This window comes from Streptomyces sp. NPDC049040 (assembly GCF_043197715.1).
In the GTDB taxonomy this organism is placed as follows: Bacteria; Actinomycetota; Actinomycetes; order Streptomycetales; family Streptomycetaceae; genus Actinacidiphila.
This window is the reverse complement of record NZ_JBICTO010000001.1, coordinates 896,041-912,004: the sequence shown is the minus strand read 5'-3', so window position 1 is coordinate 912,004 and position 15,964 is coordinate 896,041. Positions and strand designations below refer to the sequence as shown.

Genomic DNA, 15,964 nt, shown 5'->3' with positions numbered 1-15,964 from the left:
GATCGGTGGGCCCGGTCCCGCGCGGGGGCCGGGCACGTGGTTCCTCCGCCCTCTTCACTTCCGGGGCGCCGACGAGGTTGCACGGCTGCCGGAATTCGCCGCCGCGACCGGCGTGATCCGGCCATGCCCACGACCGCGGTGCCGTGAATCGCCGCGTGCTCGGTCCGGCCCGCGCACGGCATTCGCACCGAGACTGGTCTCATGGCTGAGATCAAGCGCAGCGCGGGCCTGCTCCTCTTCCGTCGCACCGCCGCGGGGACGGAGGTGCTGCTCGGCCACATGGGCGGCCCCTTCTGGGCCCGCAGGGACGCCGGGGCGTGGTCGGTGCCGAAGGGCGAGTACGAGGGCGGCGAGGAGCCCTGGGACGCGGCGCGCCGCGAATTCCGCGAGGAGGTGGGGCTGCCCGCACCCGGGGGAGTACCGCTGCCGCTCGGCGAGGTGGTGCAGTCGGGGGGCAAGCACGTGACGGTGTGGGCGGTGGAGGGCGACCTCGACCCGGCGGACATGGTGCCGGGCACCTTCACCATGGAGTGGCCGCGCGGCTCCGGCCGCACCGCCGAATTCCCCGAGCTGGACCGGGTGGCGTGGTTCGGGCTCGACGCGGCGCGCGACGTCGTCGTCGCTGCCCAGGCGGCCTTCATCGACCGCCTCGCGGAGCGGACCTGACGTCGTGGCGGCGCGGCGTCGGCTCCCGCGGCCGTATGGCGCGGGCTGCGACGGCCGACGGCCCTCGCCGGGACCGGGGAAGTCCGCAACGAGGGCCGCCGGTGCCGTGCCGGGTGCCGGGCGGATCCGCTTCCCGGCGCCGCGGCAGCCCGCGTGTCGCGGGCTACGGCAGCTGCCGGGCCGCGGCTACGACGCGCTCGCCGGCATCAGCTGGGCCATGTCGAAGCCCGCGACGTCCTTGCTCGACCCGATGCCGTCGCCCCACTGCGTGTAGCCCTTGCGCACCCCGTTGTCCTTGTCGTTGACGTCCAGCGCGAAGGAGAACACGGTGTTCGCGGTCGGCTGGACCGAGGTGAGGTCGCTCCACGGCAACGCCAGCTCGTAAAGGGTGGTGTGGGTCGCCCCGTCCCTGGTCACGTGGACGCTCGCGTTCGTGACCTGCCCGCTGCCCTCGGTGGGGGCGATCCAGCGGTAGAGCTGGGCTTCTGCGGGGGTGAGCGCGGCTCCGTACTCGTAGTGCCCGTTGACCGAGGCGGTGCTCGCCGCTGCCGAGGAGCCCGGTACTCCCGACGTGGCGGCGAACTGCAGGCAGTCGCCCTGCCAGATGTCGGCTCCGGTCGCGGGTTCGGAGAAGACGTCGTCGGTGAGGTCGGCGGTGATGTAGAGGTTCGCGGAATCCCAGTCGAGCCAGACCTTGCCCGACAGGTCGGAGGGACCGCCGTAGGGCTGCGAGCCGTCCAGGGACGACCAGGTCCCGTCGGCGGTGGTGGCCAGGTCCACCGAGGGGCCGTCCTTGACCTGGCCGAGGGTCCACGAGGTGCCGAGGCTCTTGTTGACCACGGGCAGGAAGGTGACGTGCCCGGAGAAGGGCTCGGAGGACAGGTCGCCGGAGATGACGCTCGTCACCGTGAACGGGTAGGCCTTGGCGAAGTCGATGCCGGTGACCGGCACGTCCACCGTCGCCGACCCCTGCGGGGCGATGGTCACGTCGACCGGCTGGGTGCCCGACTGGCTGCCGAGCTTCCATCTGACGCCGGTCACCGCGGTGGGGGTGTCGGACGGGTTGTCCACGACGACGTGGAGCGAGCCGGCCGGCGGGCTCGTCCCGGTGACCTCAGGGGTGACCTGTCCTGGGGTTGCACCGGAGGTCACGGTGAGCGGGCTGACCGCGGCTTCGCTGTAGGCGCCCGCCCCACCGGTGAACACCGCCGTGGCGGCCAGCTCAGCCTTGGTGCCGGGTTCGGCCGCGCCGGGCACGCCGACGCTCCAGGTGGCCGTCACCGTCCGGCCCGGGGCGACATGCGACAGCGACACCGGTGAGGTCGCCCGCACCGTCCAGCCGCTCGGCGCCCGCAGACTCAGCGACAGACCGCTGACCTCGTGCCCGCTGGTGTTGGCGAAGGTCGCGGTCGCGGTGATGGTGGTGTTCGGCTTGACGATGCCGGCCGCCCGCAGGCCGAAGGGGTCCTGCACGACGACGGGAGCAGTGCCGGTCACACCGTCGACGGTCACCTCGATCGTCGCTGCGCCGGGTGCGCGCATGGTGACCACGCCGGCGCGGCTGACCGTCGCGACCCGCGGGTCACTGGAGCGGTAGGTGACACGGGCGCGGGACAGGTCGGCGAACGACTGGTCGTTGTCCGCGGCTTCGATGATGTGGTCGGCCGGGGCGTGCTCCTGCTCCAGGGTGGGGTCGGTGTCCGGCGCGATCCACGGGTTGGCCGCGGTGAGGTCCAGGGTCTCGCCCGCGGTGAAGACCACCTGCGCGGGCTGGACGGTGACGGTCTGCACCCGGGGGGTGATGGCGCCGTGCACCCGCACCGTGCCGGAGCCCGCCGCGGTCGCGGAGTCGGGTCCGACGCGGAATTCGTAGGCACCGTCGTGGACGACCTGCTTGAGGGCGCTCTCGTCCCACTGGCTGAGGTCGGCGACCTTGACGGACAGCTCGACGTGCTGGGTGCGGCCCGGCGCGAGCACCGCCGTCTTGCGGAAGCCCGCGAGCTGCTCCTTCGGGAGCTCGGTCCCCGGCACGGTGAATCGCGGTGCCACGTAGAGCTGGGCGACGGTCGCGCCCGCGGTCTTGCCGGTGTTGGTGACGTCGAAGCCGACCTTCACCGTGCCGTCGGCGGAGACGGCTCCGGGGCCGACCCGCACGTGGGAGTAGCGGAAGTCCGAGTAGGACAGGCCGTATCCGAAGGGGTACGTCGGGGTGCCGGTGAAGTGCATGTAGGTGCGCCCGAGGCCGCCGGTCTGGGACGGGGTGAGCCCGTAGTCGTCCATCGCAGGGAGCTGCGAGCCGTCGGCGTACCAGGTGAAGTCGAGGTGGCCTGAGGGGTTCTGCTCGCCGAAGAGGACCTGGGCGAGCGCCGTGCCCTGACTCTCGCCGTTGTAGCCGCTGAACACGATCGCCGGGAAGTCCTTCGCGGCCTGCCGGATGTCGTACGGGCCGTCGGCCTGCATGACCAGTGCCGTACGGGGGTTGCCCGCGGCGGCGACCTGGCTGATCAGCGAGTCGTAGTTGCCGGGCAGGGCCAGCGCGGAGCGGTCGGTGCCCTCGTCGGCCACCGCGAGGTCCGAGCCGACGACGGCCAGCACCAGGTCCGCCGTCCTGGCCGCTGCCTGCGTCGCCTCCGAGCACGCGGCGGGCGTCGTCGCGGTCGTGGAGGTGCCGCAGGCGTCGAAGGTGACGGTCGCCGACGGGTTGGCCGCCTTGACCGCGGCGGTGATCCCCTGCACCGCGTCGACGGTGAGCGACGGCCTGCCGGAGTAACCGCCCAGCGTCGTGGTGTTCGCCAGGTTGCCGACGATGACGACGCTGTGCAGCGCGGCGGGATCGGCCGGCAGCAGCGGGGCCGAGGTACCGGACACCTTGTCGTTCTGCAGCAGCACCAGGTCCTGCGCCGCGACCTTCTCGGCCAGCGCCTGGTGGGCGGGCGACTCGATCTGCGCCTTGGTGATCCTGGTGTAGGCGACCTTGCCCGCCGGGTCGAACTCGCCGGTCTGCATCCTGACCGTGTACAGCTTGGTCAGCGCGCTGTCGATCACCCCTTGCGTCAACAGGCCGATGGAGATGGCCGCGTCGATGTTCTGCGTGGTCAACTCACCGCCGGCGCAGTTCAGCTGGGTGCCGGCCCGCAGGGCGAGGGCCTGGCCGCCCGCGGCGGCGGGGACCTGCTTGCCGCTCGCGGTGTTCGTCCACGTCGTGCCGTTGGTCGTCCACCCCGGCGGGGCCCAGTTGTGGCCGCCGGAGGCGTAGACGTCGCCGATCGCCCCGCAGTCGGAGGTGGTGTAGCCGCCGAACCCGTAGGTCGCCTGGAGGAGTTCGTCCACCGTGTAGGTGTCCGCAGGCGCGGGCGTGCCGTTCACGGCGTTGTAGGAGGTCATCACGCCGGAGACGTGCGCGTCCCGCACGAGGTGGGCGAACTGCTCGGTGTAGTAGTCCCTGATGTTCGCGTCGGTGGTGTTCGCGCTCTGGGTGTGCCGGCTGTTCTCGTCGTTGTTCAGGGCGTAGTGCTTGGCGGTCGCCGCGACCTTCAGGTACGGGGTCATCGGGCGGCCGGTCCTGGTCTGGCCCTGGTAGCCGTCGACGAACGCGTCGGCCATCGCGGATGCCAGGAAGGTGTCCTCGCCGAAGGACTCGTTGGTCCGCCCCCAGCGCGGATCGCGGTCCATGTTCACCGTCGGTGCCCAGAAGGTGAGGTCGCCGTAGTCCGACACGGACGGGCCGATGTTGTTCTGCCCTGTCCCCCACAGCGACTTGTCGAGGAAGCCGCGCACCTCGTCCGAGATCGCCGTGGTCTCCTGGTAGGTCAGCTCCGGGTCCCAGGACATCGTGGAGGCGAAGTTCACCGGGAAGCTCGTCGCCGTCACGTCGAGCTCGCCCTGGCTGCCGGCCGCGGTGTCGGCGCCGAGCCGGTTGATGCCGTGCTGGCCCTCGCTCCAGTAGGTGTACTGCTGGACCCCGAGCCGCGGGATGGCCGGGGCGTCGTTGGTCCGCAGCTGCGCCACCTTCTCGGCGGGCGTCATCCGCGAGACCAGGTCGGCCGCCCGCTCGGCGAAGGTGTGGTGCGTGTCCAGGTAGACCGGTACCTCCGAGGCGGCGGCGGACCGGGCCGAAGGTCCGGGGCTCGCCTGCGCCACGGCCGGCACCCCGGCCACCACGGCCGCCGCCACCGCGGCGGCGAGCACTCGTCCGGCTGAGCTTCTGATTCTTCGGGAGCGCATGGTTGTCTCCTTCACGTCACGCGCCACTGGGGCACAGGTTCATGGGAGTACGCCTTCACCGGTGACGGTGGCCTGCCCGGAGCGCACGATCACCGGGGAGCGAGCGGTTCGGGGGTCGCCCCGGGCCGATACCGGCGGGATCGGCGATCTGACATCGTTGTCTCCTCTCTCGCGCATGCGGCGCCGGCACGTGTCCTCCCGCCGGACCGGCGGGAACTCGCGCATTCACTGTTCAGCTTGGAATGAGCAGAAGTCAAGGCTTCCTGCAGCGCCTGCACAGAGGCCCACGAAGCGTCAGATAGCCCGTCCGGCAGGGCATTTCAGCTCCATGAGTACCCACAATCCGGGCACCAGCCGGCAGGCACGATATGCATGAAGGTGGCCTCCACCACCGGCCCGACCGCGCTTTTCCGCCGTGAACAGCGATCACGCCCCGATCTTTTGTCCGACTTCGACGAAAGACCCCTGCCGCGGGTCCGGGCCGTACCAGCCCTGGGTCAGCGGCGGGCGGCCCAGACCGCGAAGGCTTCTACGGCGTCGGTGACGGCGTGGAACCGCAGCGAGTGGAAGAAGTCGAAGGCGTGCTGCGTGCCGGGCAGTTCGGCGACGGCCACCGGCGCGGCGGAGGTGCGCGCGAGGTCGTCAGCGAAGCTGAGGGCCTCCCCCGAGGGCACCAGGGTGTCCAGGCGGCCGTGGATGATCAGGAAGGGCGGCGCGTCCGCGTGCAGATGGGTGCGCGGGGTGGCGGGGGCGCCGAACGCGTCCGCGCCGGCCGGCCCGTAGTAGCCGTACAGCCCGACGGCTCCCGAGACCGAGCCGTCGGTCAGCGCGACGGTCGCGGCCAGGTGCGCGCCGGCCGATCCGCCGACGAGGACCAGGCGCGCGGGATCCGCGCCGAGCTCGTCGGCGTGGTCGCGCAGCCAGGCCACCGCCTGGCGCGCGTCCGCGAGCGAGTCGGTGTAGGCGGTGCGCAACCGGTAGTTGGCGCTGGCGCAGATCCAGCCGTGGGCGGCCATGCGGTAGAGCATCGGGCGGCCGCCGATGAGCTTGCTGCCCATCACGAATGCGCCGCCGTGCAGATACAGCAGGATCGGGGCGCCGCGCCGGCGCTCGCGCGGGGCGTAGACGTCGAGGCGCTGGGTGCGCGCGGCGCCGTAGCGGCGGTTGCGGAGCACGCGCACACCGGGTCGCCAGCAGAGCAGGGGCAGCAGCAGGATCCTGAGGAGCGGCAGCCGCCTGCGGGGCGGCCGGATGCCGGGCCCTTCGGCGAGCGCCGCCTCCAGGACGCCTCGGGCGGAGCGGGCGCGTACCGCCAGGACGACCATGCCGCCGGCCGGGACGGCGGTGAGCGCGACGGCCGCCCACCACAGCGGTGTCCCGACCCGGGTCGTCAGCGTCGACAGGACTCCGGACGCCAGCAACGCCAGGCCGAGGAAGGGCTGTTCGTTGATGAGGTAGCCGAGAAAGAACCACGGGTTCGCCGGGCTCGGCCCCGACGGCATCGGCGGCCGCAGCGCCGCGAACGTGCACAGGGCGAGCAGCGCGACGGAGAAGAGGAAGCCGGACGGCACGGCGGCTCACCCCCCGCAGGACGCGCTGCGCCGGGTCCGCGCCGGGTCCGCCGCGGAGCGGGCCTGGCGGGAGGCCGGGAGGGCGGCAGGCCCCCCGCGGTCCGTCGGAATCGTCGACACGTCGTCCTCCCCCGGCCGCGGTGCCGCGGCCCGTCGCCGGCGTGTGCGCGGCCGACTCATGGGCCGGTACCCAGAAGTCGGGTCACCGTACCGGAGCCGGTCGCGCGACCGCGATACCGGAAGGCGAAACGCCTGCCCTCTTCGAGAGCCACCGGGTGGTCGAGCGTGACCGTCACCGTCGCGCCGTGCGAAGGGCGCAGGACGGCGGCGCCGTCCGGCAGCCGAACCGTGCCCGGCACAGCGGCCGCGTGGATGTGGAAGGCCGCCCGGTCGCCCGTGCGGATCCCGGCGCCGCCCTGGTCCTGCGGCAGGACCGCGATCTCGGCCGTGAAGCTCCGCCACGCGGCGACCGAGCCGGGGGTGGCGAGGACGTCGCCCCGCTCCGGACGGGCGCCCGTCCCGGGCAGCAGCAGGCCGATGTTCATGCCCGCGGACGCCTCGCGGATCCGCCCGCCGCCCGAGTCGACCGCCGTCACCGGGAGGGCGGCGGGGCCGCCTTGGCCGACGACCTCCACGACGTCGCCGGGCCGTACCCGGCCGCGTTCGATCCTGCCCGCCGCGAGCACCGCCCGGCCCCGGTCGCGGTCGAAGACGTCCTCGACGACCAGCAGGAAGGGCGGCTCCACTGCGTCCAACGGTCCCCCCTGCCGCCCGGCACCCCCCGGATATGAGGACTGCGAGCGTAGCAACGGGGCGCGAGCCGGACCCGATGATCGGCTCGGCCGCGGGCCGGCGTCTCGGCTCACCCGTCCGGCGGCCGGCGGGTGGCAGGCGGCAGGGGGCGGTACGAGGCTGGGGAGCAGTGGACCGCCGCGGGAAGGACGTCACCTGATGGCCAAGTACCTCATCCAGGCCGGCTATACCGCCGAGGGCGCCAAGGGCCTGCTGAAGGAGGGCGGCTCGGGGCGCCGCCGCGCCGTGGACGACGTGGTCGCCGGCCTGGGCGGCAGCGTCGAGTCGATGTACTTCTGCTACGGCGAGGACGACGTGGTGATCATCATCGACTTTCCCGACACCGTCACCATGGCCGCGGTGAGCATGATGGTGAAGGCCAGCGGCGCCCTGGTGACCAGGGCGACCCCGCTGCTGACCGTGGACGAGATCGACGAGGCGACCCGCAAGCAGGTCGCCTTCCGTCCGCCCAGAACCTGACCGCGCAGAAGGGCCGGCCGGAAGACCACCGCCCGCGGGTCACCGCCCCGCGGTGATCTCGTCGGCGAGCCGGGCAAGCCAGCCGCCCGGGGTGTACGGGTCCGGCGGCGCCACCTCCATGCCGAGTTCGGCGACCGCGGGCGCGAAGTCGGCGTCGTCGAGCGGCAGCGCGAGCAGCTCGCGCAGCTCGCCCGCCAGCCGGGCGACCACTCCCGGGTGGGTGCCGGCCAGGTAGTCGGCCAGGGCCTCGCCATGGTCCTCGAACTCGTCGGGCATGTCCTGCGAGAACCAGCCCCCGAGCAGCTGCCCGAGCTCCGGGAAGCGGGCGTGCCACTCCCAGTGGGTCCGCGGCGTCTCCGGCGGCGGCGCATCGCCCTGGTCGAGGCTCGCCGCCAGGTGGTCGGCGAGTTGCCGCAGCCAGGCCTGGATGCCGGACTCGGGGATCCCCACGTCGGGCACGGGGTAGAACTCGCCGAGCTGGTGGCGCAGCCGGCCCGGCGGGTTGCGGGCGTACTCCCGCAGCTGGCGCTCGGCGGTGGCGATCGCCCAGGGCCGGGTGTGCCAGGTCTGCCGCAGGTAGGCGTCGAGGGCGGCGCTGCGCTTCTCCGGGGTGTCGTCGGCGGCCTGCCCCAGATACGCGCCGATCACCTGGTCCAGTTCACCGTAGCTACGGTCGTGTTGCAGCGGCTCCATGGGCTGCGGCCTTCCTCGTGCGCGGGCGGGCGGGGGCGTGGGGGCTCACAGGTACACAGGGAAGGTGGCCTGGACGACGAAACCGTGCGGGCTGGCACCCTCTCGCCGCAGCACGACCCGCGCGGCCCGCACCTCGACCGGCTCCCGCCCCGCGTACATCATGGCGTCGATCAGCACCCGGCCCACGGGCGCCTCCCGGGAGGGCCAGGCGGCCTCCACGGTCAGCCGCTGCCGGGTGCCCTGCGCGAGCCAGCGGTGGATGCGCTGCTCGTTGCGGGTCACGACCTGCTGGGTGCACCACTGGGCCGTCTCCCGGTCGGGATAGGTGGAGGTACGGGTACGCATGTCTGCCGCCAATCGGGGTCGTCGGTGCGGGTCAGTGGGTCCGGTGCACCCAGCGGGGCGGGTGGTGGGCGCGCATGTGCTCGCCGAAGACGTCGATGATCAGCGGCAGCCACTCGAGCCACGGCAGCCCCGGGGTGCCGCCCCGCTGCTCCGTCTTGAAGAACTGCCGCAGGGCCTCCTCGGTCTGGAAGACGCCGAGCGCTTCCTGGCATTCCGCGGCCAGGTGCGGCAGCCACCACAGGCATGTCGGGTGGTAGTCGTCGACCACGGCCAGCAGGCCCTCGCGCGGGGAGAGGGTGTCGTCTTCCCACGCCAGGCCGTCCTGGCCGTAGTGCACGAGGAGCATGTCCGTCAGCAGCGGGAAGCGGAAGGCGAGTTCGTCGCTCGTGGGGAGGGCGCCGTCCAGCCGGCCGGCGACTCCGACGCTCCACGCGGCGACGTGCTCCGCGATCTCCCGCAGCACCTCCGGCTGCCCGGGGATCTCCTTCAGGTCGATGTCCTGACCCGACTCGGCCAGGTCCGCCGCCGCGCGCAGCTGCGCCGCGACCTCGTACAGCGAGCGCCCGCCCCGGCCCGAGACATCCCACAGCGCCCGGATCGCCGGCTCCAGCAGGGCGTTGCGCGCGGCGGCGTCCTGGGGCACCGCCGTGAACCGCAGGGGCCGCAGCAGGATCCTGGCGCCCTGGAAGCGGAAGTGATCGTACTGCTCCTGGTCGGTCATGGGGTCCTCTGCGGGATGGGGGTCAGCTCGGGTAGGAGGTGAGGACGACGAAGGGCGGCGTCAGCCCCTGGGCGTACTTGAGCACGACCGTGACGCCGTGCGATTCGGTGACCGCCGGGTTCCTGGGGGAGGCGTTGTAGGCGGCCTCGGTGACGCTGCGCCCGGTGACCGGCCCTGTCGATCCGAAATCGACGGGGAATGCCCGGCTCTTGGGCACCGCACCCCCGTTGATCCAGTCCTGGATGTCCCCCGCTCTGATGTCGAGGCACTGCTGAGTGTAGGCCTGGGCGGAGTCCAGGTCGCGGTAGGTGGACGCGGCATCGGGCTTCTGGTCGCGCATCCGCTGCACGAGTTGCGCGTCGGTCTTGTCGACGTGCCTGTCGATGGGGTGGGCGCCGCGGAGGCCCTCCTGGTTGACCAGGTCGACGGGGTATTTGTGCACGTCGGCGGAGTCCGTCTGCAACGTCCACAGGTGCTTGTCCTTGAAGTCGTTGAGCGACCGCCCGCCGAAGGCCTCCGCCCTGGCCTCCTCCGCGTTGAAGGTCGGGGCGCTCTCCTTGGCCTCCTGGAGGACCTCCCCGAGATCGCCGAGGGTGGCGGCGAGGCCGGTGCACGTCTCGTTGTACGCGTCGACCGCCGCGTTGATGCCGGCGTAGTCCATGTGGCTGCGGAAGGACATCACCATCTGGGCGGTCAGGTCGACCGCGCCGAAAGGGGTGAGGTCGGCGAGCGCCCGGAAGGGGTTGTGGACGGCGTTCTTCGCCATGTCCTTGGCCATCTCCTTGGCGGCGTGCTCGGCCGCGGGCTCGCTCACCGCCGTCACCTTGTCGGCGGCGTCCACCAGGTCGAGCAGGGCGCTCTGCACCGCGGTGGCGGTGTCGCCGAGCACGGCGACGATGGGGCGGCGGGCGGCACCGAGTGCGGGGCGCGTGCCGAAGTCCTGGCCCGGGTAGCCGCCCTTGGCACCCTGCGGCCCGCCCCAGGCGCTCGTGCCCCAGATGGTCTGGCAGAAGGTCCACATGGCCTTCTGCCAGGCGCCGTTCCGCTGGTTGGTGATGGTGCCGACGATGTCGTCGAGGCTGTCGGCGGAGGTGCTTCCCGCGCCGCTGATCGTGCCCCAGGCGGCGGCGATGGTCCGCAGTTCGTCCTTGTCGGCCCCCGGGGTGATCTCGTACATCCTGCCGAGTCTGAGGACCTGGTCGAGCAGGCCCTGCGTGTGGTCGGCGACGAAGTCGGGGATGTGGCCGAGGGCGCGGACGATGGCGTGGTCGGAGTCGGCGTCGGTGCCGCGCCAGGTCAGGTCGGGGACCTCGCCGTAGTACGTCGGCACCCGCATGACCCAGGGCGGCTCCTGGTGCGGCGGCGGGCCGTACTGCTTGCGGTTGGTGTACCAGTCGGCGGCGGCGTAGTTGTTGGCGGTGGCGGTGAAGCCGACGGAGGCGCCGCCGATGCTGACGACGGCAGCACCCCAGACGTCGAAGAACAGCCTGGCGGTCGCCAGGTAGGCGGCGGCGAGCTTGCCGGGCCCGGTGCCCTTGCCCGCCAGCTGCTCGTGTCCTGACAGCGCGTCCATCAGCGTCCTGGCGGCCTTGTCGAACGTGAACTGCTCGTCACGCACCTGGTAGGACGCGTGGTACAGGTTCGACGGTTTGACGTCGAAGCCGCCGGAGGCGTTGGGTGGTGGGGTCGCCAGGCCCTTGATCTCGTCGGAGCGCTGCTTGTCGGTGGGCCGGCCGTCGCCCATGTCGTCGGGTGCGCCCATCAGGCGGCGCCCCACCCGCGCAGCACGGCCTTGTGCGCCGCGTCGTAGTTGACGTGGCCGGTGACGACCACGTCGTGCAGCCAGGCCTGCGCGCCCTGCATGTCCCGCACCGCACGGTCCCACCGGTCGAGGCTGTCCACACACATCTCGCGGGCCTCGCCCTCCCAGCCGCGCACGACGGGCGTGACGCGCGCGTACAGCTCGTCAAGGCGGCCGGTGAGGTCCTTGAGGATGGCCTCCAGCTCGCCGGACAGGTGCTTCATGGTGCCGAAGTCGACGCTGATGCCGTCGTCTTGTGTCACGTTTCCCCCCAGGTCGACGTGGTTCCGCGGCGTCGGGCCGCTACAGGTCGGAAAGCCGGCTGTGCGGCGGCGCGGGCGGCCCGGTGGCGGGCAGCGCGGGGCCGCCGTCGTCCGGGACCTCCAGGGCGCGGAAGGACTCCAGCGTGTCCAGGTCCTGCGCGCTGAAGCCGTCGCGGCTCATCCGCACCGCCTCCTCGACGAAGGCCAGCATCTGCCGCACGGTCTCCGCGTCGCCGTTGGCGCTCCGCTGCAACTCGCGGTAGACGCTCGCGGCCGGGCTGCGCCAGCCCTTCTCCGCCGCGTCCACCAGTGCGTTCAGCTTGCCGATCTGCGTCTTCAGATGCTCCTGCATGCCGTCCAGGTCGCCCGCGAGACGCGTCAGGTCGGCAGTGGTGGCATGCAAGCGCGGCTGTGTCATCGTGCCCCCCTCAGACCACGGGGAGCCCCCCGGCTCCCACACACAACTGCCTGTCAGACGTATCTGCCGTGCGGAGAGTTCCCGACGCGGCCCTGTCCCGGCGCCACGGCGGGGTGGGCGGAACTGTTGCGGTGTCACCGGCGTGTGACAGCCGTGTCAGGGAGGGGCGACGGCACGAACCGGCAGGTCGTGGGAGATCGTGATGGTGATCGTCAACGCGGCGCACCGGGCACCTGGTGGTCCGTATCTGTCAGCCAGGATGGGAAAACCTGATGAACCGTCGTCTGCGCACCGCCCTCGCCGTCACCGCCGCGTTCGGCGCGGGTCTGCTGATGACAGCGTGCGGGGACGGCGACTCGTCGTCGGCCTCCGCCACTGCGTCGCCCAGCGCGACCGCCGCGTCGGCCTCCCCCACGACGCCCGTCCAGGCGACCCCGACGGCGTCCGGCAGCGCGACCGGCGGCGCCAAGGCCCCGAAGTCCGCCGCGGGCGACACGGCGGGAAGCAAGACCTCGGACAAGTCCGGTGCCGGCAAGGGCGACACGACCCAGGACAAGAGCGGCTACGGGCAGGTCTGCGGCACCGACGACATCACCTGGAGTGTCAGCTCGCAGTCCCAGGCCGGCGGCTACTACCTGATCAAGGCCAAGGCCAACCCCGGCATCACCTGCGTGCTGCCCGCCGCGCTGCCGGTCGTGGCCTTCGGCTCGGACGGTACCGAGGCCAAGCCCGCCGAGCAGTCCGTGGGCCAGGAGATCACGCTGCACGGCTCGGTCACCGCCTACGCGGGGGTGAACCCCAAGACCACGAACGGGGACGGCGGCAAGGAGCTGGACTTCCTCATCGTCTCGGTCTCCGACGACGACCCCGACCCGGTGTCCCTGCACACCGGCTCGTTCGTCGCCGACAAGCCGATCGTGACCGACTGGCACACCTCCGCCGCCGACGCCGTGCCCTTCTCCGACTGAGGCGGTACGGGCGCGGCCGCTGTCAGCCTGACTGCCACAGCTCGACCCGGTTGCCCTCGGGGTCGGTGACCCAGCCGAAGCGGCCGACGCCCTCCATGTCCTGGGTCTCGCCGGCCACGTCCGCGCCCTTGGCCCGCAGTTGCGCGAGCATCGCGTCCAGGTCGCGGACCCGGAAGTTGAGCATCGTCCGCTGGTCGGGGGAGCCGAAGTAGTCGGTGCCGGACTCGAAGGTCGCGAAGACCGTCGCCCCGGCGTCCTGCCGCCACAGCCCGTTCTCGTCGGCGTCCAGTCCCAGGCAGTCCCGGTACCAGGCCCCCAGGGCCGCCGGGTCGGCGGCGCGCAGGAAGTACCCGCCGATTCCAAGCACACGTTCCATGGCTGCATCCTGCCAGGACCGCCGCCGCCCGCGGGGGTCATCGGAGCGGTCGGGTGCGGGCCCGGGACCGCAGGGGTTCCGGGCCCGCTTCCGATCCTACGAACCCCAGGTGTAGGTCTTGGGACCGACCAGGGTCTCCCACTTGGTGCCGTCGGCGGAGCCCAGGACGGACAGGGTCTGCGTCCGCGTGGGCCAGTCGGACGGCAGGGTGATGCCGACGGAGGTGACCGCGTTCGCCGCTCCGAGGTCGGCGGTCAGGGTCGTCGGCCAGGCGCCGGGCGTGCCCTGCCAGTAGGTGCCGGTGTTGCCGTCCACCGCGTTCGTCGCGGGCAGGCCCGCGGCCGTGCTGCCGGCGGTGACCGGGGCGCCGAGCGCGAGGTTGCGGTTCGCGGTGTCGTAGACGGCGAACTCGGCCGTCTGCGCGCCCGTCTGCATGCTGTTGCCGGTGAAGCTGAGCCTGACGTAGCGCTCCTTCACGCCCGCGGGCAGCGTGACGGCGACGTTCTGGCCGCCCTTCGGGCCGGCGGTGTCCTCGCTGAAGGCGACGTTCGCCGGGGCCTGCTCGCCGATGAACACGGTCGCCGCGCCCTCGCCGAGCACCGCCACGTCGAGGGTGCACGCTTCGAGCAGCGTGGCGTCGCGCACCGCGTCCTGCTGGCAGATCGCCTTCGCCTTGTCGTGCAGTTCCTTCGGCAGCTGGTTCTCCCAGAACGGCGCGGTCGGGTCGGCGACCTCGGGCTTGTCGCCGCAGACCGCGACCAGGGACTGGCTGTCCGGGACGCGCCAGCTGTCGCCGTAGACGTGGTAGAGCGTGTTCAGGTCGACCGGGATGCTGATGACCGTGCCGGTGCTGGTCCTGAGCTTGTTGTTCGTGCCCGGCGCGTTGGCCAGCAGCCCGACCACCGGCTGCGGGTAGGTGCCGAGGCCGACGTTGACGTCCACGTACCCGGGGTTGACGGTCGCGACCATGCTGTCGCCCTGGGGGTCGGTCACGACGTACTGGCTGCCGGTGCGCACGATCCTGTCGCCCGAGGGGAGGCTGATCGCCCCGCCGGAGGCGAGCGAGGTGGCGGTCCCGTTGACCACCAGGCCGCGCTCGGAGCACACCGCGACGGTGTCGTCGCCCATCTGCGTGGCGACCGCGCTGTTGACGGACGCGCCCGGCCAGCCGAGGTCGGCGCCGGAGACCTGGTTGGACTGCACGGTCATGGCCGAGGACCGGGCGAGGGTGAAGGTGCCCTCCGCCTGGAAGTCGTAGTAGGTGCCGCCGAAGGTCTCCAGGTGCGTGTCGCCCGTGCCGTGGGCGGCGGCGCACGAGGGCGGGGAGGTCAGGATGTTGCTCTGGACGCTTCTGATGGAGGGCGAGGCACCGGCGGCGTAGGCCGGGGTGCTGACGAGGTTCAGGTTGTTGGTCTCACCGGTGAAGCCCTCGGTCAGGCAGGTGGGCGCGTCCGTCGTGCCGTTGTGGGTGACGGTCTGCACGGTGATCGTGGAGCCGGGGTTGAAGTGCGCCTGCGAGCCGCCGCCGTTGCCGCCGATCATGAACTCGACCGCGTTCCAGCCGGCGGAGAGCGACAGGGTGCTGTCGGTGGTGGACGCGCTGACGCTGCCGCCGCCGGTCGTCATGACCACGGTGTCCGTCGTGCTGTTCACGTTGCCCGACAGGCTCAGGCTGGCGAGGTTCGTGATCGGCTGCGAGGCGACCGCGACGGCGGGGCCGTTGCGGTAGCAGTGGCTGAGGTAGGTCGACCAGCCCGCCGGGCAGGTGGTGAAGTAGTTGAGGATCCAGAACTGGATGAAGGCCGCGCTGCTGCCGGAGCCGGGGTTGGAGAAGATGAACTGCTCCCATCCCTGGCAGCCCGCGTGCCCGGCGCAGACCGGGCTGGTGAAGGGCGCGCTGTTCAGCTGTAAGGAGTACGAGTTCGCGACGCCGCCGCCGGTCTCGCTCGTCACGCCGGAGACGGTGGTGAACGAGCCGGTCGCGCCGGTCATGAGACCGGACACGCCCGCCGAGTAGTCGATGCCGTTGCCGACCACGTAGGGCGTGGCCCCCGCGGTCTTGCCCGCGCCCCGGCTCGCGACGGCAGGCAGGTGCGGGCCTGCCGCCGCGCCCCCGTCCTTGGGCGCGTAGGGCCGGTCGGGCGCGGCGGCGCAACCGGTGCTCTGCCAGGCCAGTGACGGGTAGGAGGCGGTGTAGCAGCCCTTGGCCGGGGTGGCGAGCTGCGTCATGGCGCTGTGCCACTGCTGGGTGGTCATCGCCGAGGGGGACGAGGAGCCTGCCGCCGTGCCGGGGGGAACGAGCATGGTCGTCACCAGGGCGGCGACGACGGCGGCCACGACGCCGAGGATCCGGCGGATCCTTCCGTGCCTTCGGGCGGAGAGATCGTCAGAGGACATGTCTGCACTTCACCTTCTCGCGAGACGGGCCCACGGGCACCGCGGCATGCGCGGCGACGAGGTGCGCGGCAGAGCACTGCCGTACGACGGGTGTCCGTTCCCCCGGGTGCACGCGGTCCGGCGCGGAGCGTCGGCTCGCCGGGCTGCGCCCCGGCCTGGAACCGGTGCCGTGGGGTGGTTCGACGCATCGTAGGCAGGCGGCAACGTTACGTCGATGTTTCGTCCGCCGGGGGCCGTGGCCGAGAACAG

General features: G+C 72.3%; 14 protein-coding genes. 3 read left to right on the top strand and 11 right to left on the bottom strand.

Going from position 1 to position 15,964, the window contains the following annotated elements; all coding sequences use genetic code 11:
* Window positions 1-201: 201 nt before the first annotated feature.
* Window positions 202-666: an NUDIX domain-containing protein gene (locus ACGFMP_RS04095; RefSeq protein ID WP_393670103.1), complete on the top strand. Its 465-nt coding sequence runs from the start codon at window positions 202-204 to the stop codon at window positions 664-666.
* A gap of 186 nt (window positions 667-852) precedes the next feature.
* Here ACGFMP_RS04095 and ACGFMP_RS04090 read toward each other — a convergent pair whose 3' ends face one another.
* From ACGFMP_RS04090 to ACGFMP_RS04080, 3 genes are all read right to left on the bottom strand, one after another.
* Window positions 853-4,890: a glycoside hydrolase family 3 C-terminal domain-containing protein gene (locus ACGFMP_RS04090; protein ID WP_393670102.1), complete on the bottom strand. Its 4,038-nt coding sequence runs from the start codon at window positions 4,888-4,890 to the stop codon at window positions 853-855.
* Between the two features lie 497 nt (window positions 4,891-5,387).
* Entirely contained in the window at window positions 5,388-6,461 is a 1,074-nt protein-coding gene (locus ACGFMP_RS04085; protein WP_393670101.1) for an alpha/beta hydrolase, read from the bottom strand.
* Window positions 6,462-6,637: 176 nt separating this feature from the next.
* Window positions 6,638-7,207: an EF-Tu/IF-2/RF-3 family GTPase gene (locus ACGFMP_RS04080; protein WP_393670328.1), complete on the bottom strand. Its 570-nt coding sequence runs from the start codon at window positions 7,205-7,207 to the stop codon at window positions 6,638-6,640.
* A gap of 205 nt (window positions 7,208-7,412) precedes the next feature.
* On the opposite strand from ACGFMP_RS04080, the gene ACGFMP_RS04075 reads away from it, so the two are divergent.
* Window positions 7,413-7,733 (top strand): GYD domain-containing protein, encoded by a 321-nt coding sequence (locus tag ACGFMP_RS04075; protein ID WP_393670100.1) that lies wholly within the window; start codon window positions 7,413-7,415, stop codon window positions 7,731-7,733.
* Window positions 7,734-7,772: 39 nt separating this feature from the next.
* Here ACGFMP_RS04075 and ACGFMP_RS04070 read toward each other — a convergent pair whose 3' ends face one another.
* The 6 genes from ACGFMP_RS04070 to ACGFMP_RS04045 are packed head-to-tail and all read right to left on the bottom strand — an operon-like array spanning window position 7,773 to window position 11,974.
* Window positions 7,773-8,426 carry a contact-dependent growth inhibition system immunity protein gene (locus tag ACGFMP_RS04070; RefSeq protein WP_393670099.1) on the bottom strand — a complete coding sequence of 218 codons (654 nt, stop codon included), beginning with the start codon at window positions 8,424-8,426 and terminating at the stop codon, window positions 7,773-7,775.
* Window positions 8,427-8,471: 45 nt separating this feature from the next.
* Window positions 8,472-8,783, bottom strand: coding sequence for an RNase A-like domain-containing protein (locus ACGFMP_RS04065; RefSeq protein WP_393670098.1), 312 nt, complete (start codon window positions 8,781-8,783; stop codon window positions 8,472-8,474).
* Window positions 8,784-8,802: 19 nt separating this feature from the next.
* Window positions 8,803-9,492 carry a hypothetical protein gene (locus ACGFMP_RS04060; RefSeq protein WP_393670097.1) on the bottom strand — a complete coding sequence of 230 codons (690 nt, stop codon included), beginning with the start codon at window positions 9,490-9,492 and terminating at the stop codon, window positions 8,803-8,805.
* A gap of 22 nt (window positions 9,493-9,514) precedes the next feature.
* Complete coding sequence (locus tag ACGFMP_RS04055) at window positions 9,515-11,254, bottom strand: RNase A-like domain-containing protein (RefSeq protein WP_393670096.1); 1,740 nt, start codon at window positions 11,252-11,254, stop codon at window positions 9,515-9,517.
* Window positions 11,254-11,556, bottom strand: a complete 303-nt coding sequence (locus ACGFMP_RS04050) for a WXG100 family type VII secretion target (RefSeq protein ID WP_393670095.1) — start codon at window positions 11,554-11,556, stop codon at window positions 11,254-11,256. The genes ACGFMP_RS04055 and ACGFMP_RS04050 overlap by 1 nt, the downstream gene beginning before the upstream one ends.
* 40 nt (window positions 11,557-11,596) lie before the next feature.
* Window positions 11,597-11,974 carry a WXG100 family type VII secretion target gene (locus tag ACGFMP_RS04045; protein ID WP_393670094.1) on the bottom strand — a complete coding sequence of 126 codons (378 nt, stop codon included), beginning with the start codon at window positions 11,972-11,974 and terminating at the stop codon, window positions 11,597-11,599.
* A gap of 272 nt (window positions 11,975-12,246) precedes the next feature.
* On the opposite strand from ACGFMP_RS04045, the gene ACGFMP_RS04040 reads away from it, so the two are divergent.
* Window positions 12,247-12,942 carry a hypothetical protein gene (locus tag ACGFMP_RS04040; protein WP_393670093.1) on the top strand — a complete coding sequence of 232 codons (696 nt, stop codon included), beginning with the start codon at window positions 12,247-12,249 and terminating at the stop codon, window positions 12,940-12,942.
* Window positions 12,943-12,964: 22 nt separating this feature from the next.
* On the opposite strand, the gene ACGFMP_RS04035 is transcribed toward ACGFMP_RS04040, so the two are convergent.
* Both ACGFMP_RS04035 and ACGFMP_RS04030 read right to left on the bottom strand, forming a co-directional pair.
* Window positions 12,965-13,318 carry a VOC family protein gene (locus ACGFMP_RS04035; RefSeq protein ID WP_393670092.1) on the bottom strand — a complete coding sequence of 118 codons (354 nt, stop codon included), beginning with the start codon at window positions 13,316-13,318 and terminating at the stop codon, window positions 12,965-12,967.
* 96 nt (window positions 13,319-13,414) lie between these two features.
* Window positions 13,415-15,715 (bottom strand): discoidin domain-containing protein, encoded by a 2,301-nt coding sequence (locus tag ACGFMP_RS04030; RefSeq protein WP_393670091.1) that lies wholly within the window; start codon window positions 15,713-15,715, stop codon window positions 13,415-13,417.
* Window positions 15,716-15,964: the final 249 nt, after the last annotated feature.